The following is a 20549-nucleotide window of genomic DNA, read 5'->3' as shown; positions in this document are numbered from 1 at the left end:
GCCGACTCCTACTGGGGCGGCATCATCAAATCAATGGGGCTGGTGTTCGGCGACATCGGTACCAGCCCCATTTATACCCTGACCGTCATCATCGCCTTGACCAAGCCGACCCAGGAGAATGTCTTCGGCATCATCTCCCTGATCGTCTGGACCCTGATGATCCTGGTCAACATCGAGTACGCCCTCCTGGCCATGAGCCTCTCCCGCAAAGGCGAGGGGGGGACCATCGTGCTGCGCGAGATCCTGGTGCGCATGATCAAGCCGGGGCGCCAGATGGTCTTCGTGACCTTTCTCTCCTACCTGGGCGTGGCCCTGCTCCTGGGGGACGGTGTCATCACACCGGCCATCAGTATCCTCTCGGCCGTGGAAGGGGCTCTGCTGATCCCCGCCCTGAGCGGTCTCTCCCAGGGCGCCATCATATTTGCCGCCGCCGTCATCGCCATAATCCTGTTCATCTTCCAGTTCAAGGGAACCGACAAGGTGGCCAAGGCCTTCGGGCCGATCATGCTGGTCTGGTTCGCCTCCCTGACCCTTTCAGGCACCCTCTCCCTGACCTCTTTTCCCGGCATCATCGCCGCCATTAGCCCCCACTACGCCATCGCGTTCCTGGCCAAGAACGGCCTGGCCGGTTTCTTTGTCCTGTCGGAGGTCATCCTCTGCGCCACCGGCGGCGAGGCGCTCTATGCCGACATGGGGCACCTGGGGCGCAAGCCGGTCAAGCGGGCCTGGTATCTGGTCTTTGTCGCCCTGGTGATCAATTACCTGGGGCAGGGCGCCTTCATCATCACCCATCCCGATGCCAAGAACATCCTGTTCGGCATGGTCCAGTCCCAGTCGGCGCTGCTGTATGTCCCCTTTCTGGTACTGACCATCATGGCCACGGTGATCGCCTCCCAGGCCTTGATCAGCGGGGTATTCTCCATCGTCTACCAGGGTATCACCACCCGTATCCTGCCGCTGTTAAAGGTGGATTACACCTCCCATTACCTCAAATCGCAGATCTACATCGGCGCCGTCAACTGGCTCTTGCTGGCCCTGGTGATCATGATCATGCTGATCTTCAAGAAGTCCGACAACCTGGCGGCGGCCTACGGCCTGGCGGTGACCGGCACCATGACCATCACCGGCATCATGATGGTCATGATCTTCTCCCGCACCAAGAAGAAGTGGAAGGTGCCGGTGGCCCTGTTCGTGACCCTGATCGACGCCGCCTTCCTGACGTCGAATCTCCACAAACTCCCTGCCGGCGGCTACTGGTCGCTGATTCTGGCATCCATCCCTCTGGGGGCCATCCTCATCTGGACCAAGGGACAGCGGGCCCTGTACCGCGCCCTGAAGCCGCTGGACCTGGAAACCTACCTGATGAGTTACGAGCAGATCTACCACAAGGGGCACATAGCCGGAACCGGCCTGTTCTTCGTCAAGGAGTACAACACCATCCCGCCGTACCTCGTGCACTGCACCATCCGCAGCAATATCATCTACGAGCGCAATGTGCTGATCTCCATCATCCGCACGGATGAACCCTATGGCCTGAAAAGCAACCTGACCACCGGCCTGGGAACCGGCCTGGACGCCTTTGAAGTCATCGCCGGCTACATGGAGATGTTCGACATCGAACAGTTGCTCAAGGATAAGGGCATCCTGGAAAAGGTCATCTTCTACGGCATCGAGGACATCGCCACCGCCAACCCGGTCTGGAAGATCTTCTCCGCCATCAAGAAGCTGACCCCAAACTTCGTGCAGTTCAACAAACTCCCCGCAGCCAAGCTGCAAGGGGTCATTACCCGTGTTGAGATGTAGACGAAAATAGGCAGTTCAGGATTGAGAACGGTAGTGAGTTATTCACAAGTGTTCACGTATTCAATTTAGGAAGATGCCGATGAAATGGATGGAAACATGACATGACCGCAGTAGCTTGGGTTGTTTTCATTGCAGCGGCCATCCTGGAGGTGGGTGGAGATGCCGTTATCAGGAAGGGGCTTCGTGGCAGCGCCATCTGGTTCATTATCTCCGGTTTTCTGATGTTGGGTTGCTACGGCGTGGTGGTGAATACGCTTAAATGGGACTTCTCCCGGCTGCTAGGGGTCTACGTTGCCATCTTTGCCCTGGTGAGTGTCTTGGCCGGCCGTTTCGTCTTCAAGGAGACAATTCCTCCCTCTACCTGGATCGGCCTCGCAATTATCGTTGTTGGAGGTGTGGTGATTCAGGCCGGGCGCGGTTAGATCCAAATCTATTTCTGTATTCGGAGGGAAAGTGAGTCCTCGGTTATGCTCAGCAGCAGGTAAAGGAGCCGTTTTTTTTAGCGTCCTGCTCAAAACTGAGGCAGAGAGAAGGGCTGTTCCCGAGAAAGTGGCCTGAAATAGGTCGATTACCCCGCGGATTTATCTGGCACGGCATGTGCAAAAGCTAATGGGTAACGGGAGAATTACTAACAAAATTAAAAATTTGGAGGTAAGCAATGAAGCTTGTCGAAGCGATCATAAAGCCATTCAAGCTGGACGAAGTCAAGGACGCACTCAACGAAATAGGCATCGAGGGAATTACTGTCTCGGAAGTCAAGGGTTTCGGCCGCCAGAAGGGTCATACCGAGTTGTATCGTGGTGCCGAATACGTTGTTGACTTCATCCCCAAGATCAAACTTGAGATTGCGATTGCGGACGATCTGGTCGCCAAGGTGGTCGAGGTCATTGAGACATCGGCGCGGACAGGCAGAATTGGGGATGGGAAGATTTTTGTCCTCTCCCTGGATGAAGCCATGAGAATCAGGACCGGTGAAAAGGGGAACGACGCGGTCTAGGCAGTATGCAGCTATTCAAGAATCCCATCTGCGGATCATATACACATCGGAGGTTTGCCATGGTACAAAGTTGTATCGTTTCCCGTATCGGTAACGAAGCCCTTAGTAAGTCATCCACCTTGCGACGTTCAATGAAGCATTTTCTAGCGACCGTCGTCCTGTCATCATTCGCCCTACTCACGCCACTTGCGGTCTCGGCAGAAGAGGCAAAAGCACCGCCGACGTCGCCGGCAGCAACCACATCCGCCCCATCGGCGACGGCACCGGCCGCTGCGCCCGTTGCCGCGACACCCGCCGCCCCGGCTACGCCGCCCGACGTCAAGCCGGTGCTCAACACCGGCGATACCGCCTGGATGCTGGTTTGTTGCGCCCTGGTGCTGTTGATGACCCCCGGTCTGGCCTTTTTCTACGGCGGTATGGTCCGTCAGAAAAACGTCCTCTCCACCATGATGCATTCGTTTGTGGCCATGGGCATCGTCGGTGTTCAGTGGGCGGTCATCGGCTACTCACTCGCTTTTGCCCCCGACCTGGGAGGCGGCTTGCTGGGCAACTGCAGCAAGTTCATGCTGAACGGGCTGATCATCATGAAGGATGCCGCCACCGGCACGGTGGACTGGGCCCTGTTCCAGAATTACGCCAAGGAGCCCGGCGCGATCCCTGAGTTGGTATTCGCCATGTACCAGGCCATGTTCGCCATGATTACCGTAGCCCTCATCTCCGGCGCCCTGGCGGAACGCGTCAAGTTTTCTGCCTTCTGCCTGTTCGTGCTGCTCTGGACCACCCTGGTCTATGACCCCCTGGCCCACTGGGTCTGGATGACCGACGGCTGGCTCTTTAAAAAAGGCGCTCTGGACTTCGCCGGCGGTACGGTCGTCCATCTCTCCTCCGGTATTTCGGCCCTGGCGTTCCTAGTGTTTCTCGGCAAGCGCCGCGGTTTCCCGACCGAGCGCATGGCTCCCCATAGCCTTCCGCTGACTCTGTTGGGCGTTGGCCTGCTCTGGTTCGGTTGGTTCGGATTCAACGCCGGTTCGGCGGTTGTGGGCGTCAACACCTCCGATGCGGCAGGCGGCCTGGCCGGTCTTGCTTTTACCACTACCGCCATCGCTCCGGCTGCCGCCGGACTCTCCTGGATGTTCGCCGAATGGTTCCACGCCGGCAAGCCCAGCGCCCTCGGTTTCGGCTCGGGTATCGTGGCCGGTCTGGTCGTCATCACCCCGGCAGCCGGTTTCGTACAGCCGGGTGCTGCCCTGCTCATGGGTTTTGCCGCCGGTATCGTCTGCTACCTGGGCGTGTTGATGAAAGCCAAGCTGAAATATGACGACTCCCTGGATGCCTTTGGCGTGCACGGCATCGGCGGTACCTTTGGCGCCATCTTGACCGGCGTCTTCGCCACCGTCGGCGCAACCGGCCTTCTTGCCGGCAACGCCAAGCAGCTCATGATCCAGTTGATCGCGGTTCTGGCGGCCGGGGGCTATGCCTTCATCGTCACCCTGATCATCGCCTTTGTTCTGAATAAGACCATCGGCCTGCGGGTAGATAAGGAAGACGAAATCATGGGCCTCGACCAGACGCAGCACTCCGAGTCCGGCTACAATATGTAACAGCCCTTTCAACCTCCGCAGCAACCGAAGAAGCGGAAGCCGTCCCCCGGGACGGCTTCCGCCCTTGTCATTCACTCTGACGATCCTCCCGGAGATCAATCAGTATGGAAACCCCGGCAGACAGGCACATCGACGGAGCCATCAGTCAAGAGCTTCTCAAACAATTGGCATACAACGAGAAGATGTCCGAACTCGGCAGGATATCCGCGGGTGTGGTACATGAACTGAACGCGCCGCTTTCCGTCATCATCTCGGCCTCCCAGTTGATCATGCGGGAAGCCGATGTGCCGGAGTTCGTCCGGGAGATGGTTGCCCGGATCAGCTCCGAGGCCCTGCGTCTTTCCCACATGACGCGCGGGTTGCTCAATTTCAGCAGCCAGGAGGAAACGGAATCGGGCGGGGAGGCGGACGTCAATCTTACGGTGGGGTTCGTGCTGGACTTTCTCGACTACGAAGCGGCTCGGCGCGGAGTGACCCTGCTGCGGAAACTGGATTACCATCTGCCGGTGGTGGAGGTCGGCGCCAACCTGCTGAAACAGGTCCTGCTCAACATCATCATGAATGCCCTGCAGGCCATGGAACAGGATGGGGGCAGCCTGATGGTCGAAACCCTGGCGCCGGAGCCGGGAAAGGTGAGCATCGTCATCGCCGATACCGGGCCCGGAATCCCGGCCGCAGCCCTGACCAAGATATTCAACCCCTATTTCACCACCAAAAAGCCGGGTGAAGGCACCGGGCTGGGGCTGTTCGTCACCAAGACGCTGGTGGAAAATCTGGGGGGGAGTATCGGGGTGCGGAGCACGGAAGGGGAGGGGACGACCTTTACCGTGACCTTCGTCGTTGAAGGGTAGTGGTCCTCAAAAACAACCGTCCACGAAAAGCACGAAATACACTCGCAAAATCGACCTTATTAGAGATAGAAATCAGCAGACCTTTTGGGCGAACGGTTGACTACCGGCATCCGTTTGCTTTGTTCGTGACAGTTAGTGGACCAAGAACGGTTTTTGGCTGTTGACATTTCTGTCGTCTGGCCGTTGTCTTACAGGCCGTTCCCGGCCAATTCCTCCACCAGCCTTTTCTGCTCCGCGCTCAGGGACCCCGGTACCTGGATGGTGACCTTGACATAGAGATCACCCTTGGTGTTCGATCCCAACGGTTTTACGCCGCACCCCTTCAGGCGGATCTTCGTACCTGCCTGAATGCCGGCCGGCACCTTGATGCGCTTATCCCCCTCCAGGGTAGGCACATCCAGCGAAGTTCCCAGGCAGGCGGCGCTGAACGGTATGGAGCGCTCCACAAACAGGTCGCCTCCCTCGCGGGTAAAGACCGGATCGGCCAGCACGCGGATGATCAGGTAGAGGTCCCCCTGTGGCCCGCCGCCTTCCCCTTGCCCACCCTTGCCGGCAATGCGGATCTTGCTGCCGTTTTCCACGCCGGCCGGGATTTTTACCTTGAGTTCCTCCCGCTTGCCGTTCCTGCGGAAGGCCACCAGCTTTTCAGCGCCCAGGGCGGCATCGCGGAAACTGACGTCGGTCTCCATCTCATGGTCAGCACCCTTTTGGGGCGCCGCCCGGAAGCCGTTCCGCCCGCCGCGGCCAAAGGCACCACCGAACAGGCGCGAGAAGATGTCTTCGCCGCCTCCCGCCCCCATATCCTTGTAGGCGTTGCCGAAGTCGAAACCGCGGAAGATGTCCTCCTGGCTGTACTGCCGGTGGAACCCGCTTGAGCCGAAGGTGTCGTACTCTTCCTTTTTCTTGGCATCGGAGAGCACGGCATAGGCCTCATTGATCTCCTTGAATTTATCCTCGGACGCCTTGTCCCCCGGGTTGCGGTCGGGATGGTACTTGACCGCCAGCTTGCGGAAGGCCTTCTTGATCTCCTCCGGGGTGGCGTTCTTATCGACTCCCAGTGCTTTGTAATAATCCGTCTGTGCCATGGTTGTTTCCATCCTTTGTCGTGCGTCGTCTCAGCGAAATGTAATTGCTGGACGCCCTTCTGTCAATGAATCCCTTTGGGACCGCCCCCACATTTTCCCACCAGCCCCGGAAAAATTCACGCACTCTTAACCGGACCTTAACGCCAACAACTGAGATTTTCTGGTACTAAATCCGTCGGGGCGTCACTGCGCAACTGCGCTTCCCGGAGGCTTTGGACGGCAGTTCACAACCTAATACCAGATGAAGGAGGAAACGTACGCATGTCACAGAACGACGACAAGAACGATGGTCTCGAACCAGGTGCGACAAAGGGTATTGACCGGCGCGAGTTCATAAAACGCACCGCAATCGGCGCTGGGGCCGTCGCGGCAACCATGGTCACAGGGGGCTGCGGGGGGAGTTCTTCTGCCTCGTCCGTCCCGCCCGTTGCCGCAGCGGTCGGCACAAAGTCTCCAACCGCCTGGAAGTTCGCCGTCATGGCCGATACCCAGTGGTTGGCAGCCGACGACGGCAAGAACCCGAATACCTCCGCCATTGGCCTCATCACCCAGCTCAACCAACAGTTCATCGCCCAAGGCGTCAAATTTGCCGTGCAGGTGGGTGACTTGGCGGACCAGGCGTACGGCGCCTCAACGGAGGCGGGCTACGCCACCACCGCTTTGGTCTGCGAGGACACGAGGGCGGTTTTTGCGCAATCACTTTACAACAACGGGATCGGTTTCTTTGTCTGCCGCGGCAATCATGACGACACCGCAGCTACTGCCGCAGAATTTGCGAACATCTTCCCGCAGACCCAGAACGGCAAGATGAACGCCACACCGACAGCTACATTTACTGCCGTAAGCGGCGCTCCCTACCCCGACACCGCCAACCAGCCTCTTCCGGCACAGTCAGGTTCCTCCTTCACCATTGGCTCCAATTTCAGCACCATCGGCAGCCCTAGCAACAACCTGAAGGGCCTCTCCTACGGCTTTGACTACAACAACGCCCGCTTCGTCTTTATCGACCAGTTTACACCCAATGCCGTTGATGCGACAGGCGTCGATGGTAACGGCAGCGCATATTCGATGAACACGACGGCTAAGTTACAACAAACCTGGATCACCAACACCCTTGCAGGCAAACCCACCGGCGGCCACGCCTTTGTCTTTTCCCATAAAGGTCTGATCACCCAGCAACACATAGACGTTCTTTTCGGAGCTTGCCCCGCCGATGCCGATTTTGCCGCCGCGGCCAATACCACCACCGGTGCCGCCGCCAAAACCTACGTCGGCTCCACGGGATTGAACGCCTTCATCAGAAGTATGTCCAGCAATAGCGCCCGCCTGTACTTCTGCGGCCACGACCACATCCACAACAGAAGTGTCGTAAAAACCACCGACACCGGCAGTGCCGCGCAGGTGACGCATGTCCTCTGTCAATCCGTCAGTTCCAAGTTCTATACCCCCAATGAAAATGACACCTTCGGGAACTCGAACGTCCCTGCGGCTACGTCGAACGACGCCTTTTTCTGCGGCGGCAAGCGTCAAACCCAGCTCAGCCAGGAAGTCTACGCAGTCGGCTACTACATCGTCACGGTCGATGGTGCTACTGTGTCGGTAGATTACTATTCTGCGCCTGCCTATCCCTCCTACGGCTCGCCGACTGAGAATCTTATCACCACCACCCCAACGCTCAATTTTACCAAACGGGAGACCTTTGGATACAGTCTGAACGGAAAACAATTCGTGCTGGGCAATGGCGACTCCTTTACCACGGTTGCCGACACGGGCCCCTCGGGCACGACTGTAGCGATCCTGAGTGGGGCCAACAATAATCCGAATTCTGACCTGAGCGGCCGGAAATTCTACAACGATGTGAACACCGGCTGGTACACCAAAACGAGCAGCACCGTCAGCGACATCCTTGCTCTTTGGGGCATGGGACATACCCTGGGAAGCGACCAGACCGACACGTTTACGCTGTCCTTGAGCTATTCGAGCGGTTCACCCGTCCTGGGCACCCCGGACGGCAACGGCAATTGGATCAATGCCGTGGACCAGAACCTGGGCGGCGCCAAGAAGTTCGTTCAGGGACCGTGGAAATCCGGCTACGCCCTGGGCACCTACGGTATCGACACGGCCACCAAGACCGTCTGGGCGGTCCTCAACTACAACAGCTATTTCGCCGCTGTGGCCGGTATATAACCGGTTGTAAAAAGTGCTGAATACAGGGACATCCGAGGCCTTGACGACCTCGGATGTCTCTGTATCTGTCTGCGGGAGTACCAATTGAAATCAAGGAGAGGAGTTTGCCATGTTCGGATTCGGCGTACCGGAATTACTCATCGTTCTCGCCATAGTCATGGTGGTCTTCGGAGTCAGCCGCCTGCCGGAGCTCGGCGGCGCTTTGGGCAAGACCATCCGGAACTTTCGCAAAGCGTCCGAAGGCAAGGATGAGATCGAGATCAAGCTGAAAGAGGCGGTATAACCGCAGGGCTTCGAGCAGAGAAAAGGGCCGCCACCTGAAAGGGTTGCGGCCCTTTTCGTATCCCAGTCCGGTCTCCAAAAAAATGGTTTCTTGCTTGACAATCTCAATTAATGTAACTAACATTTAGTTATCCGAACAGTTCGGAAAACTATTATAAGAGACGGGTCATGGAACAGATCGAACGGATAGCCCAGCTCTACCCGGTCATCATGCGGGTCATGGGGAGGATCAGGAGCATTGTCCATGAAGGGATGGACCTGACCTACAACCAGTACAAGATGCTGCTGACCATTTACGACAAGGGCAACTGCACCCTGAACGTGCTGGCCAAGGAGCTCCAGATCGCCATGAGTTCGGCCAGTGAGATGGTGGACCGGCTGGTCAACCTGGGGTTCGTGTACCGGACCGTGGATGAGGATAATCGCCGCCAGGTGATGATCTACACCACGGAAAAGGGCGAGGAGTTGATCCGGGAATTACGCCGGGGGATCGTGGAGAATTATCGTACCTTGCTGGACCGGCTGCCGCCTCGGGATCAGGAGCGGCTGGTGGTCGCCTTTGAAAACCTGGCGGAGATTCTTGGCAAGCTGGAATAGGGTAGGTACCGACTTTGACGGTAAGAAGGAGGCAGTGATGAAAAAGGTGATCGTGATAGGTGGCGGCATTTCGGGGCTGGCGACGGCCTGGTTGCTGCGGGACAAGGCGCGCACGGCGGGGGTGGAACTGGACTTGGCCTTGCTGGAGAAGGAGGAACGGGTCGGCGGCAAGATCTGGAGCATCAAGGCAGACGGCTATACCTGCGAATGGGGCCCCAACGGCTTTCTCGACAGCAAGCCCCAGACCCTAGAACTCTGCTCGGCCATCGGCGTCAACGACAACCTGCACCGCAGCAACGACAACGCCCGCAAGCGCTTTATCTTCTCCGGCGGCGAACTGCACCAACTGCCGGAGAACGGTGCATCCTTCCTGAAGAGCCGTCTGATCTCCTGGCCCGGCAAGCTGCGCCTGGCCCTGGAGCCGACGCCGTTCATCGCCAAGGCCCCCCAGGGGGTGGACGAGACCCTGGCCGCCTTCGGCCGCCGCAGGCTGGGCAAGGAGGCGTTGGACAAGCTGATTGCCCCCATGGTGTCGGGTATCTTTGCCGGCGACCCGGAAACCATGTCGCTCGTCTCCTGCTTTCCGCGCATTGCGGAACTGGAGCGGGAGTACGGCGGGCTGGTCCGGGCCATGATCATGCTGGCCAGGAAGAAAAAACGGGAACGGGCCGAGGGCAAGGCGGTCTCCAGCGCCGCCGGCCCGGGTGGCGTCCTGACCTCGTTCCGCGAAGGCATCCAGTACCTGACCGACGCCCTGTCCGCATCCCTGGGGGACGCGGTCAAGCCGGCCAGCCCGGTGGTGGCGGTGGAGAAGGGGCAGAGCGTCCCCTACCGCGTGCGCTGCGCCGACGGCAGCGAACGAGAAGCGGACGTGGTCATCGTCGCCGCTCCCGCCTTTGCCACGGCCGATATGCTCACCGGCCTGGATGCGGGGCTTTCCGGTGTGTTGCGCCAGATCCCCTACGCCACGATGACGGTGATCTGCTTCGGCTACGAGCGCGACCGTATCGCTCATCCCCTGGACGGCTTCGGCTACCTGGTCCCCAAGAAGGAGGGGCGCAGCATCCTGGGCACCCTGTGGGATTCCAGCATGTTCGAGAACCGCGCGCCGGAAGGCAAGGTGCTCCTGCGCAGCATGATGGGCGGGGCCTGTTTCCCGGAGTATGTCAAACTGAGCGACGACGAGGTGACGGCGCGGGTCAAGCGGGACCTCAAGGATACGATGGGGATAGACGTCGATCCGTCGTTCGTGCGGATCTTCCGCCACGAACAGGCCATCCCCCAGTATACGGCGGGGCACGGCAAACGTCTGGAGGCGTTGGGGGCGGGACTATCGGCCCATCCCGGCCTGATCCTGACCGGCAACTCCTACCGGGGCATCGGCCTCAACGACTGCGTGGCCGCAGCCCAACGGGCCTCGGACGAGGCGTTGGAACTGCTGTAGATCACTGCCGCCACGGCACGGGAAGAGGATTTTCTCCGAGCGTTTGCGGGGGGGCCGCCATGGTGTTCCATCACCGGGCCGCCTTTCTCGCGGAAATATCGTAGCGCTCCTTGACAGCCCGGCCTCTCCGGCGTAATTTGTGGGCAGTTGCGTTACGATTCGCTCTCATGGGGTGAGGAGATGGTTTCACGGGATGAAGCCCTATAGGCCGGATGAAAAGCCGCTCAGGTCAGCAGATTGCTGATTGGGCGGCTTTTTTGTTGGCCGGGCGCTCCCCGTCACCATGTATCCGCCCCGGAGATGCACCGAGCCCTTACCCATAACAACCCCATAAGCTCCAAAGGAGGCGCCCCATGTACAGCTCTGACAACGTCGGCAGGAACACGATCGCAATGGTACTGGCCGGAGGCAGGGGAGAGCGGCTGAATCCGCTGACCATGCGCCGGGCAAAGCCGAGCGTTTCCTTCGGCGGCAAATACAAGATCATCGATTTCGTGCTCTCCAACCTGTTCAACTCGGGCATCAAGAAGGTCTATATCCTGACCCAGTACCGGGCCTACTCACTCAACAAGCATATCCGGGAATCCTGGGGCAAGTGGACCGGCCTGGGGGAGTTCTACGTGGCCATCTCGCCGGAAACCAGCAGCGAGAGCGAGGAGTGGTTCAAGGGGACCGCCGATGCCATCCTGCAGTACCTGCGGTTCGTGGAGTCCTCGGATGCGGATTACGTGGCCGTCTTCGGCGGCGACCACATCTACAAGATGGATATCAGCCAGATGATCAACTACCACCGCATGAACCGGGCCGACATCACGATCGCCGCCCTTGAGGTGCCGGTGGAAGAGGCCAGGCGGTTCGGCGTCTTTTCCGTGGACGACGATTCCCGGGTGACCGCCTTCGCGGAAAAACCGGCCACCCCGGAAACCATCCCCGGAAGGGCAACCTGCTTTGCGTCCATGGGCAACTACATCTTTCCCACCAAGAAGCTGATCGAGGTGCTGCTGGAAGGGAAGAAGCAGCATGAAGACCTGGATTTCGGCAAGCACGTGATCCCCATGATGCTGGAAAAGGGGGACCGGGTGTTCGCCTATAACTTCAACGACAACCAGATCCCCGGCATGAAGAGCGAGGAGCGGGGCTACTGGAAGGATGTGGGCACCATCGACTCCTACTACGAGGCCAACATGGATCTGATCCATGTGTCGCCCCAGCTCAATCTCTACAACTACAAGTGGCCCATCCTCACCAACCAGGGGAACCTGCCGCCGGCCAAGACGGTCTTCGACGACGACGACCGCCGGGGCCAGAACATCGACTCGTACGTCTGCGCCGGCTGCATCACCAGCGGCGGTACGGTCCGCAGGTCGATCATCGGGCCGCTGTGCAAGATCAATAGTTTCAGCCTGGTGGAGGATTCCATCCTGTTCGAAAACGTGAACATCGGCCGGCATGCCAAGATCAGAAAGACGATCATCGACAAGGGGGTGGTCATCCCGGACGGGACGATCATCGGCTACGACCGCGAGGCGGACCTGCGGCGGGGCTACACCGTAACCGAATCGGGCATCGTGGTGGTGCCGCGGAAAGATCCGGCGATCAAATAGAAGCAGTGGCAGGGGTCCCATGGGAGATGAGAGTCAATACTGCCGGTCATAACCTCAACCTGTCCGCCCTACCGAGGGAGATGAAGGCGTTGCTGGTGCGGAACCTGATTATCAGCTACTCGATCAACCGCCCGATATTGCCTCAGCGCGTCCGCTATGACTCCTCTTCCCGCAATTCCCGCCAGCGAAAGCAATCCACGGTGTGGTCGTTGACCATGCCGACCGCCTGCATGTGGGCGTAGCAGATGGTCGTACCGACAAAGCGGAAGCCGCGCCGCTTCAGGTCGCGGCTCAGAGCGTCGGACTGCGGCGTGCTGGCCGGCACATCCCGTATGCTGCTCCAGGCGTTCCGGACCTGCCTGCCGTCTACGAAATCCCACTGGTAGGTTGCGAACGAGCCGAACTCTTCCTGGACCTTCAGGAAGGCGCGGGCATTGGTGATGGTGGATTCCACCTTGAGACGGTTACGGACTATGCCGGGATTGCCCAGCAGTTTCGCCACATCATTTTCATCGAAACGGGCCACCACCTCGGGATCGAACCCCGCAAAGGCGGCCCGGTAAGCCTCCCGTTTGCGCAGAATTGTGATCCAGGAGAGCCCGGCCTGGGCGCCTTCCAGCGTCAGGAACTCGAACAGCGCCCGGTCGTCGTGCACCGGCACGCCCCATTCCCGGTCGTGGTACTCCTGGTAGAGCGGGTCGCTGCCGGCCCAGGCGCAGCGGATAACGGCACCGGCCCCGGGCGCATTCAGCCCATCTGCCGTTCGGGCGGCTCCCTTTGCCTCCACGTTTCTCTCCTCCATGGTCACCCTCTCTCCGATCATGTTGTCTTGCTTGCGATTACAGCAGTCCCCGCTCCACGAAGCTCACGTACTCGCCATCGCCGATGACGATATGGTCCAGCACCTTGATCCCCATGATGTCGCCGGCCTCGCGCAGACGGCGGGTGACGGCCATGTCCTCCCCGCTGGGGGCCGGGTCGCCGGTGGGATGGTTGTGGACCAGGATCATGGCGGCGGCGGATTCCTTGACGGCCGGGTTGAATACCTCGCGGGGGTGGACGATGCTTTGGTTGAGGGAGCCCTCCGAGATCTGAACGCGACGGATGATGCGGTTCTTGCCGTCCAGAAGCAGTGCCAGGAAATACTCCTTGCGGCTATCGCGGAATTCGTGGTGGAAGTAGTCGAAGACCTGCTGGGGGGAGGTGAAGCGGTCGAAGCTCTCCAGCTTGCGGGCCTGAAAGCGCGAAGCCAGGGTGAAGGCGGCCTTGACGCCGGCCGCCTTGGCCAGCCCCATGCCCTTGATGGCGGTGATTTCGGTGATTTCGGCGCTGCCCAGTTCCCGCAGGTTGCTGCCGAAGTGGCCGATCAGCTTGCGCCCCAGGTCGATGGCGCTCTGGCCGGTGGTCGGGTCGCCGCTCCTGAGGATAAGGGCCAGGAGTTCGGCGTCGGTCAGGCCGGCCGCCCCCTGTTTGAGCATCTTTTCCCGAGGACGTTCATCCTGGGGCCATTCCTTGATCCCGCCGCTCATGATCACCTCCCGCACTTGGATGTGTCACTTTCCCTTCAGGGGAAGGGGTTATCTTGCCATGATGAGGGCGATCACGACACCACCCGCCAGCAGGCGATACCAGACAAACGGCGCGATACTCCGTTTTTGGACCATGCGCAACAGGAAAGCCACGCTGATGTAGCCGGTGACCGCCGACACGGCGATGCCGACCAGCATGGGAAGTCCTTCGCCGGCAGGGATGCCGTGTTTGGCCACGTGCAGCGTTTTGAGCAGTGCCGCTCCGGCCACGATGGGGAGCGAGAGCAGGAAGGAAAACCGGGCCGCGCTCTCGCGGGTAAAGCCCAGCATCAGGCCGGCGGTGATGGTGATGCCAGAGCGGGAGACGCCGGGGATCAGTGCCAGGCACTGGAACAGGCCGATGGTAAGGGCGCTGCCGGTTTTGACGTCGCTCAGGCCGTATCGTTTGCGTCCCCAGCGGTCGGCAAGGCCCAGGATGATGCCGAAGACGATCAGGAAGATGGCGATCAGCAAGGGGCTCTCACGGAAGACCTCCTCCATGGTCTGTTCGAAAAGCTTTCCGATCACACCGGCCGGCACCGTGGCAGCCAGGAGCAAAAACGGCAGCCGTTTGGCCAGCGTGTCCAGGGAGCGTGTTGCGATGGCGTCAAGGGCGGAGACCACCAGTTGGACGATGTCCTGGCGGAAATAGACCGCCAGGGCGATCAATGTGCCGAGATGCAGGGCCACATCGAAGGTCAGGCCCGATTCGGGCCATTTCAGAAACCAGGGCACCAGGATCAGGTGGGCGGAACTGCTGATGGGGAGTACTTCGCAAAATCCCTGGAGGGCGCCGAGGACGACGGCGTGCAACATGTTCATGAACGAATTCCTTTCTGGCAAGGGGCCCGGGATGGCTGCCCACCCGCCCGTACCCCTCGAAAGGGGCAGAATACTGCAAGACAGCCCCAAAGGCAACCGCCTAAACCGCTGCGTGACAACCTCGTCACACCACCGTGACATTTCTGTGGGAAGCGGCATAAAAACATGGTATATACGATAGGTTTTTTTACATTAATCGCAACGGCTCTACAACGACGGGAGGCGGAATGTTCGGATTGATCCCCAAGGAAGAAAAATTTTTCCAACTATTCAAGCAGATGACGGAAAACACCATCGAGGGCGCCCTGGCCCTCAAGGATATGCTCGACAATTTTGAGAACCCCGCTGCCAGCCAGCGCAAAATCAAGGATATCGAACACAACGGCGACTCGCTCACCCACGAGATTATCCAGAAGCTGAACAAAACCTTTGTTACCCCCTTTGACCGGGAGGATATATATGCCTTGTCCAGTGCCTTGGACGATATTCTCGATCTGATCGACGCCTCGGCCCAGCGGATCATCATGTATAACGCGGAGACCATTCCCCATGAGGCCAAGTCGCTCGGTTTCATCATCCTCCAGTCGTGCCAGGTCGTGGACAAGGCAGTCGCCATGTTGGGCAAACAGTCGAACGAGCATATCTTCGAGGCGTGTGTGGAGATCAACGCCTTGGAAAACGAGGCCGACCGGGTATCCCGCGAGGCTATCAGCCGCCTGTTCGATGAGGAAAAGGACCCGATCCAACTGATCAAATGGAAGGAAATCTTCGAAACGCTGGAAAAAGCCACCGACAAGTGCGAAGACGCTGCCAACATCCTTGAGAGCGTGGTGGTGAAAAATGCTTGATCCGGTCTTGGTGATGCTTTGCCTGGTCATCCTGGCGGCGCTTCTGTTCGACTATATCAACGGGTTTCACGACACGGCCAATGCCATCGCAACCTGTGTCTCGACCCGGGCGCTCTCGGTAAAGGCCGCCATCTGCATGGCAGCGGTGCTCAACTTTGCCGGCGCCATGATTTCCACCAAGGTGGCCTCCACCATCGGCAAAGGGATTGTGGACAGCGCCAACATCACCCAGATGGTGGTTCTGGCCGGTATCCTCGGTGCGATCATCTGGAACCTGATCACTTGGTATTACGGGCTTCCTTCTTCGTCCTCCCATGCCATCATCGGCGGCCTCATGGGTTCGGTGTATGCCCATGCCGGTCTCGGCGCGCTCAAATGGGGCGGACTGGAAAAGATCGTCCTCGCCCTGCTGATCTCGCCCATACTGGGGACCATCGTTGGATTTGCCTTCATGTTGTTCCTCTACCGCGTATTCCACAACAGCGCTCCAAGTGCGCTCAACAAACATTTTCGCCGTTTGCAGGTCCTTTCGGCGGCCTTCATGGCCTTCTCCCATGGGACGGCCGATGCCCAGAAATCCATGGGGGTCATTACCATGGCGCTGGTCAGTTACGGTTTCCTGAAAACCTTCGCGGTCCCCTGGGAGGTGATGGTGGCCTGCGCCACCGCCATGGCCTGTGGAACGGCTCTCGGGGGCTGGCGTATCATCAAGACAGTGGGGCGTGATTTCGTCAAGCTCCAGCCGGTGCACGGCTTCTGCGTGGAAACCGCTTCGGCCGGGGTTATCCTGGGGGCGTCGGCCCTGGGCATGCCCACCAGCACGACCCATGTCATCACGTCCACCATCCTGGGGGTAGGGCTTTCCAAACGGCTCACGGCGGTCAACTGGAAGGTGGCGCAGCGTATCGTGCTGGCCTGGGTACTGACCATCCCGGCTTCGGGGTTGATGGCCTATCTGGCCTATCAGGTACTGAGTCCGCTGCTCGGTAGGTAGAGGCCGCTCCTTTGCGACAGGGGTTCTCACGGTATGTACAAAAAAGGCGGGCCGCCTGCCCGCCTGCTCACCCTATTCCAAATCTTCTCCCACCTCTTCCATCTCCCTCGTTATCTCCGTCATTGAGGCATCCCGGCGTCGGAAGACGACCACCAGCCAATAGCAGAGAAAATAGGCCGCCACTGCCGAAATGAACCCGATGATGGAGCACCCCAACAGCAAGGACTTGGCGTAGGGCTTGATATACTGCCATTCCAACCCCTTGAGCGCCAGTTCATTAACCGGCTTTCCCCGCAGGTATCTGCCGAGCTTGTAGCTGAGCGCCAAGGTCGGTACCACGGTAAACGGCGTGTTGACCCAGGCGCCGCTGATGCAACTGACCTTGTTGAGGCGAAAAAAGAAGGCCAGGGCGATGGCCAGGGGGGTGTGGAGACCGAAGAAGGGGGTGAAGCTGATGAAAACACCGACCGCAAAGCCGGCCGCAATATGAGCGGGATGACCGTCCAGCGACAGGAGGGCCTTGAACCGTTGTATGAGTTTTTTCTTATTGAACATTGGTACTCCAAACGCATGTAACTCTAAAGCCTCCGTGTTGCTCTTGTCAACTTTTCCGGCCATGGTGAGCCAAAATTGTTGACATTCGGCGTTTTCTCATACTAGTACCTATGCATGTGCTGCGGTGATTTTGGCCCGAATGGATAGTGATCGGCGGGAGGACGGCGTGGAGAACGGCGAGAGCGATGGAGGGGATAAACGGTGAGCAACATTTTACTTGTTGCATTGATGGTCTGCGGTGGCGTGGCGGTTGCGGTACAGCCATCGATCAATGCCCGACTGGCCCAGAAGGTCGGTAGTTATGAAAGTTCCATGATCTCATTTGCCGTGGGAACGCTGGCCCTGTTGGCGGTGGTCATGCTGACCGGTCGCGGGACGTGGCGTGGCGTCACTGCCGCCAGTTGGTGGGAGTTGACCGGCGGCCTCCTGGGTGCCTTTTTCGTCACTCTGACGATCATTACCGTGCCGCGCCTGGGGACGGCAGCCGTCATGGCAGCGATCATCACCGGGCAATTGGCCGCCGGGGCGTTCCTGGATCACTTCGGGCTGTTCGGGCTGCGCCAGATGCCGCTCACCCCTCAGCGGTTTCTCGGCATCGTCCTTTTGGCTGCCGGTGCGGCACTCATAATCAGACGATAGGCATATTGGTGTTTCTGTAATCAGTATCGGGAAAGGAATGGTAAGAAAAACATCATGAAGCAGAGCAAGCTGTCGCAATGGCTGCCCAAGTCCGTCCAGGCGCTCAAGGGCTATACGAGGGCCGATCTGGCGGCCGACACGACCAGCGGCATCACGGTCGGTCTGGTGGCCCTGCCGTTGGCCATGGCCTTCGGTATCTCCTCCGGCGTCACGCCCCAGGCCGGCATCTATACGGCGGTCATCGCCGGTTTCCTGATCTCGGCCCTGGGCGGCTCGCGGACCCAGATCGGCGGTCCGACCGGGGCGTTTGTGGTGGTAATTGCCGCCATCATCGCCAGGCACGGCCTTTCGGGCCTGCTGATGGTCACCATGATGGCCGGCGTAATCCTGATCTTCCTGGGGCTGACCGGCTTGGGGAATGCGGTCAAATTCATACCCAGGCCGGTTGTCATCGGTTTTACCAACGGTATCGCCATCCTGATTGCCTCTACCCAGTTCAAGGATTTCCTGGGACTGCGGGTGGCCGCCAAGGTGCCCAGCGAGTTCATCGAGCGGATGCGTTTCATCGTCCTGAACCTGGATAGGGCTGATCTGGCCGCCATTGTGCTGGCCGTGGCCTCCCTGGCCGTCATCCTGATCGTACCGCGTTTAACCCGCCGCATACCCGGTTCGATCGTCGCCCTGCTGGGGGCCACGGCCTGTGTCGCCCTGTTGGACCTCCCGGTGGAGACCATCGGCAGCAAATTCGGCGGCATCCCCACCGGCTTGCCCCATCTGCAGATTCCCCAGTTTCGCCAGGAGTTGATTATTCCACTGCTTCCCTCGGCCCTTACCGTGGCGCTCCTGGCGGCTATCGAGAGTCTGCTCTCGGCGGTGGTGGCCGATTCCATGAGCGGCGACCGCCACAACTCCAATGTGGAACTGGTGGCCCAGGGGGTCGCCAACCTGACGGTGCCGCTGTTCGGCGGCATTCCGGTAACTGGCGCCATTGCCCGCACCGCCACCAACATTCGTTCCGGGGCGCGCTCTCCCTTCTCCGGTATTATCCACGCCCTGACCCTGCTCTGCATCATCATGTTCGCCGCGCCGCTGGCCCGCTTCATCCCCCTTGCCACCCTGGCTGCGGTGCTGTTCGTCGTGGCCTACAACATGGGCGAGTGGCACGAGATACCCATGATCCTGCGCCTCAACCGGAAAGAGATATCCGTCTGGCTGATCACCTTCGTCCTGACCGTGGTGGCCGACCTCACCATTGCCGTGGAAGTGGGCATGACCCTGGCGGCGCTCCTGTACATCTACCAGGTCTCGCGCACCACCGTGGTGGCGCCCCTGACGGCCGAGGCCATCGAAAAGGCCAAGGCTCACATCGTGCAGGATCACAGTATCCCCCATTACATCAGCATGTTTCACGTGCAGGGGCCGCTTTTGTTCGGCGCGGCGGAAAAACTGGCCCGCATGGCCAATTCGGTGGAACGTCTGCAACCGATCGTTATCCTGAGGCTGCGCTATATGACCGCCATCGACGCCACCGGCCTGTATGCCATCGAACAATTCAACGAAAAGCTCCGCGAATCGGGGCGGACGCTGCTCCTGTGCGGCACCCGGGGCCAGCCCAAAAAACTGATCTACACCTCGAACCTGCCCCATCTCCTGGGGGCGCGTAATATCCTGCCCAACATCAGTTCGGCCCTGCACCGGGCCGAGGATATCAATGAACAGTTCGGCGGGATCGGTGACGAGGCGGCCGCCGGGTTGGCGGAGGCCCCGGTATAGGGATTGACCTGCGGCCGGGAACGACCGCCACGAAAGGAGCGACAGCATGAAGACTCGATTCGTAACAATCATCCTGATTGCGTTGTGGGGAACAGCGGTTGCCGGTACCTGTCGGGCCGACGACTATGCCGGCGTTACGAGCCGTAAGCTTTTGACCACCTCTACGGCCAGCAATGGCCAGAAGATCTCCTATCTGGCCACCGACCAGCCGGAGGTCACGGCGCTGGTGGTGGAACTCCCCCCCGGCGGCGAGACCGGCTGGCATCTGCACACCGCGCCGGTCTACGCCTATGTGCTGTCCGGTTCCCTGGACGTGGAGATGGCCGACGGCAGGAGTTATGTCTTCCGGCAGGGGGACGCCATCGTGGGGGTGCAGAATCTTGCCCAGAACGTCAGGACCGTGGGCAATGGGCCGGCCCGGCTGGTGGTTTTCTCTACCGGCGAACAGGACCGTCCCAATGTGGTAAAGGTGGAAAGGCCGAAAAGGGTTTTGGAATAGCGCCCCATCCAAGGCGCACGCCCATACGGCAAAAAGGCCGGCTCTCCATTGAGAACCGGCCTTTTGCGTGTGAAATGGAACTGCCGCGGATCAGAATTTTATCTGAACGCGTTTCTTGCCGCCACCTTCATCCTTGACCCAGAGGAGAGTCTTCTTCGAGCGGTTGCACCATTCCCGGACGTCGTTTTCGAATGTGGAGCAGTCGGCGACGACTTCCAGGATATCGCCGGGCTTCATCTTCGTTGCCAGAATGCTGACCTTCAGGGTTGGCTGGGGGCATTTCATGCCCAAGCAGTCAAGTGTTTGTGTCGCCATTGTTAACCTCCCTATGTGTGATGTGTTACCAAACCCAATTAAGCGGGATATGTGGATTCGTCTGCGGGGTGGTTCATGCTGCAAT

General features: G+C 59.4%; 21 protein-coding genes. 15 read left to right on the top strand and 6 right to left on the bottom strand.

Going from position 1 to position 20549, the window contains the following annotated elements; translation table 11 throughout:
• The 5 genes from ET418_RS08955 to ET418_RS08935 form a co-directional block, all read left to right on the top strand.
• On the top strand, nt 1–1803 hold a 1803-nt coding region (locus ET418_RS08955), incomplete at its 5' end, for a KUP/HAK/KT family potassium transporter (protein ID WP_149307247.1).
• A 101-nt stretch (nt 1804–1904) separates the two neighbouring features.
• Nucleotides 1905–2225, top strand: coding sequence for a hypothetical protein (locus ET418_RS08950; protein ID WP_149307246.1), 321 nt, complete (start codon nt 1905–1907; stop codon nt 2223–2225).
• 236 nt (nt 2226–2461) lie between these two features.
• Nucleotides 2462–2800 (top strand): P-II family nitrogen regulator, encoded by a 339-nt coding sequence (locus ET418_RS08945; protein ID WP_149307245.1) that lies wholly within the window; start codon nt 2462–2464, stop codon nt 2798–2800.
• A gap of 131 nt (nt 2801–2931) precedes the next feature.
• Nucleotides 2932–4401, top strand: a complete 1470-nt coding sequence (locus tag ET418_RS08940) for an ammonium transporter (RefSeq protein WP_149307274.1) — start codon at nt 2932–2934, stop codon at nt 4399–4401.
• 104 nt (nt 4402–4505) lie between these two features.
• A complete protein-coding gene (locus ET418_RS08935) occupies nt 4506–5252 on the top strand; it encodes a sensor histidine kinase (RefSeq protein WP_149307244.1) in 747 nt (248 codons plus the stop codon).
• A gap of 188 nt (nt 5253–5440) precedes the next feature.
• Here the strand turns inward: ET418_RS08935 and ET418_RS08930 are convergent, their stop codons facing one another.
• Nucleotides 5441–6337 carry a DnaJ C-terminal domain-containing protein gene (locus tag ET418_RS08930; RefSeq protein ID WP_149307243.1) on the bottom strand — a complete coding sequence of 299 codons (897 nt, stop codon included), beginning with the start codon at nt 6335–6337 and terminating at the stop codon, nt 5441–5443.
• Between the two features lie 261 nt (nt 6338–6598).
• On the opposite strand from ET418_RS08930, the gene ET418_RS08925 reads away from it, so the two are divergent.
• From ET418_RS08925 to glgC, 5 genes are all read left to right on the top strand, one after another.
• On the top strand, nt 6599–8524 hold the full coding sequence (locus tag ET418_RS08925) for a metallophosphoesterase family protein (protein ID WP_149307242.1): 1926 nt from the start codon (nt 6599–6601) through the stop codon (nt 8522–8524).
• Between the two features lie 109 nt (nt 8525–8633).
• On the top strand, nt 8634–8807 hold the full coding sequence (locus tag ET418_RS08920; protein ID WP_149307241.1) for a twin-arginine translocase TatA/TatE family subunit: 174 nt from the start codon (nt 8634–8636) through the stop codon (nt 8805–8807).
• A gap of 167 nt (nt 8808–8974) precedes the next feature.
• Complete coding sequence (locus tag ET418_RS08915) at nt 8975–9403, top strand: MarR family winged helix-turn-helix transcriptional regulator (protein ID WP_149307240.1); 429 nt, start codon at nt 8975–8977, stop codon at nt 9401–9403.
• A gap of 37 nt (nt 9404–9440) precedes the next feature.
• Nucleotides 9441–10847, top strand: a complete 1407-nt coding sequence (hemG, locus tag ET418_RS08910) for a protoporphyrinogen oxidase (RefSeq protein ID WP_149307239.1) — start codon at nt 9441–9443, stop codon at nt 10845–10847.
• A gap of 353 nt (nt 10848–11200) precedes the next feature.
• On the top strand, nt 11201–12451 hold the full coding sequence (glgC, locus tag ET418_RS08905) for a glucose-1-phosphate adenylyltransferase (RefSeq protein WP_149307238.1): 1251 nt from the start codon (nt 11201–11203) through the stop codon (nt 12449–12451).
• Between the two features lie 154 nt (nt 12452–12605).
• Here glgC and ET418_RS08900 read toward each other — a convergent pair whose 3' ends face one another.
• Genes ET418_RS08900 through uppP form a run of 3 tightly spaced genes read right to left on the bottom strand, consistent with a single transcriptional unit; the run spans nt 12606 to nt 14841 of the window.
• Nucleotides 12606–13274 carry a DNA-3-methyladenine glycosylase I gene (locus ET418_RS08900; RefSeq protein ID WP_246153000.1) on the bottom strand — a complete coding sequence of 223 codons (669 nt, stop codon included), beginning with the start codon at nt 13272–13274 and terminating at the stop codon, nt 12606–12608.
• Nucleotides 13275–13290: 16 nt separating this feature from the next.
• Complete coding sequence (gene radC, locus ET418_RS08895) at nt 13291–13980, bottom strand: RadC family protein (RefSeq protein WP_149307237.1); 690 nt, start codon at nt 13978–13980, stop codon at nt 13291–13293.
• Between the two features lie 48 nt (nt 13981–14028).
• Entirely contained in the window at nt 14029–14841 is an 813-nt protein-coding gene (gene uppP / locus ET418_RS08890) for an undecaprenyl-diphosphatase UppP (protein WP_149307236.1), read from the bottom strand.
• Nucleotides 14842–15068: 227 nt separating this feature from the next.
• Between uppP and ET418_RS08885 the strand changes: the two genes are divergently transcribed.
• Both ET418_RS08885 and ET418_RS08880 read left to right on the top strand, forming a co-directional pair.
• Complete coding sequence (locus ET418_RS08885) at nt 15069–15689, top strand: DUF47 domain-containing protein (protein WP_149307235.1); 621 nt, start codon at nt 15069–15071, stop codon at nt 15687–15689.
• Nucleotides 15682–16683, top strand: coding sequence for an inorganic phosphate transporter (locus ET418_RS08880; RefSeq protein ID WP_149307234.1), 1002 nt, complete (start codon nt 15682–15684; stop codon nt 16681–16683). Before ET418_RS08885 ends, ET418_RS08880 begins: the two co-directional genes overlap by 8 nt.
• Before the next feature lie 72 nt (nt 16684–16755).
• Here the strand turns inward: ET418_RS08880 and ET418_RS08875 are convergent, their stop codons facing one another.
• Nucleotides 16756–17238, bottom strand: a complete 483-nt coding sequence (locus ET418_RS08875; RefSeq protein WP_149307233.1) for a DUF2062 domain-containing protein — start codon at nt 17236–17238, stop codon at nt 16756–16758.
• A 201-nt stretch (nt 17239–17439) separates the two neighbouring features.
• Between ET418_RS08875 and ET418_RS08870 the strand changes: the two genes are divergently transcribed.
• Genes ET418_RS08870 through ET418_RS08860 form a run of 3 tightly spaced genes read left to right on the top strand, consistent with a single transcriptional unit; the run spans nt 17440 to nt 20149 of the window.
• Nucleotides 17440–17877 (top strand): DMT family transporter, encoded by a 438-nt coding sequence (locus ET418_RS08870; RefSeq protein WP_149307232.1) that lies wholly within the window; start codon nt 17440–17442, stop codon nt 17875–17877.
• A 54-nt stretch (nt 17878–17931) separates the two neighbouring features.
• Complete coding sequence (locus ET418_RS08865; RefSeq protein WP_149307231.1) at nt 17932–19650, top strand: SulP family inorganic anion transporter; 1719 nt, start codon at nt 17932–17934, stop codon at nt 19648–19650.
• Between the two features lie 46 nt (nt 19651–19696).
• Nucleotides 19697–20149, top strand: a complete 453-nt coding sequence (locus ET418_RS08860) for a cupin domain-containing protein (protein WP_149307230.1) — start codon at nt 19697–19699, stop codon at nt 20147–20149.
• 90 nt (nt 20150–20239) lie between these two features.
• Here ET418_RS08860 and ET418_RS08855 read toward each other — a convergent pair whose 3' ends face one another.
• Nucleotides 20240–20464, bottom strand: coding sequence for a sulfurtransferase TusA family protein (locus tag ET418_RS08855; RefSeq protein WP_149307229.1), 225 nt, complete (start codon nt 20462–20464; stop codon nt 20240–20242).
• Nucleotides 20465–20549 lie beyond the last annotated feature (85 nt).

The organism is Oryzomonas rubra, from assembly GCF_008369015.1.
In the GTDB taxonomy this organism is placed as follows: Bacteria; Desulfobacterota; Desulfuromonadia; order Geobacterales; family Pseudopelobacteraceae; genus Oryzomonas; species Oryzomonas japonica.
The sequence above is the reverse complement of the archived record's forward strand: the minus strand, read 5'-3'. Positions and strand labels throughout refer to the sequence as shown.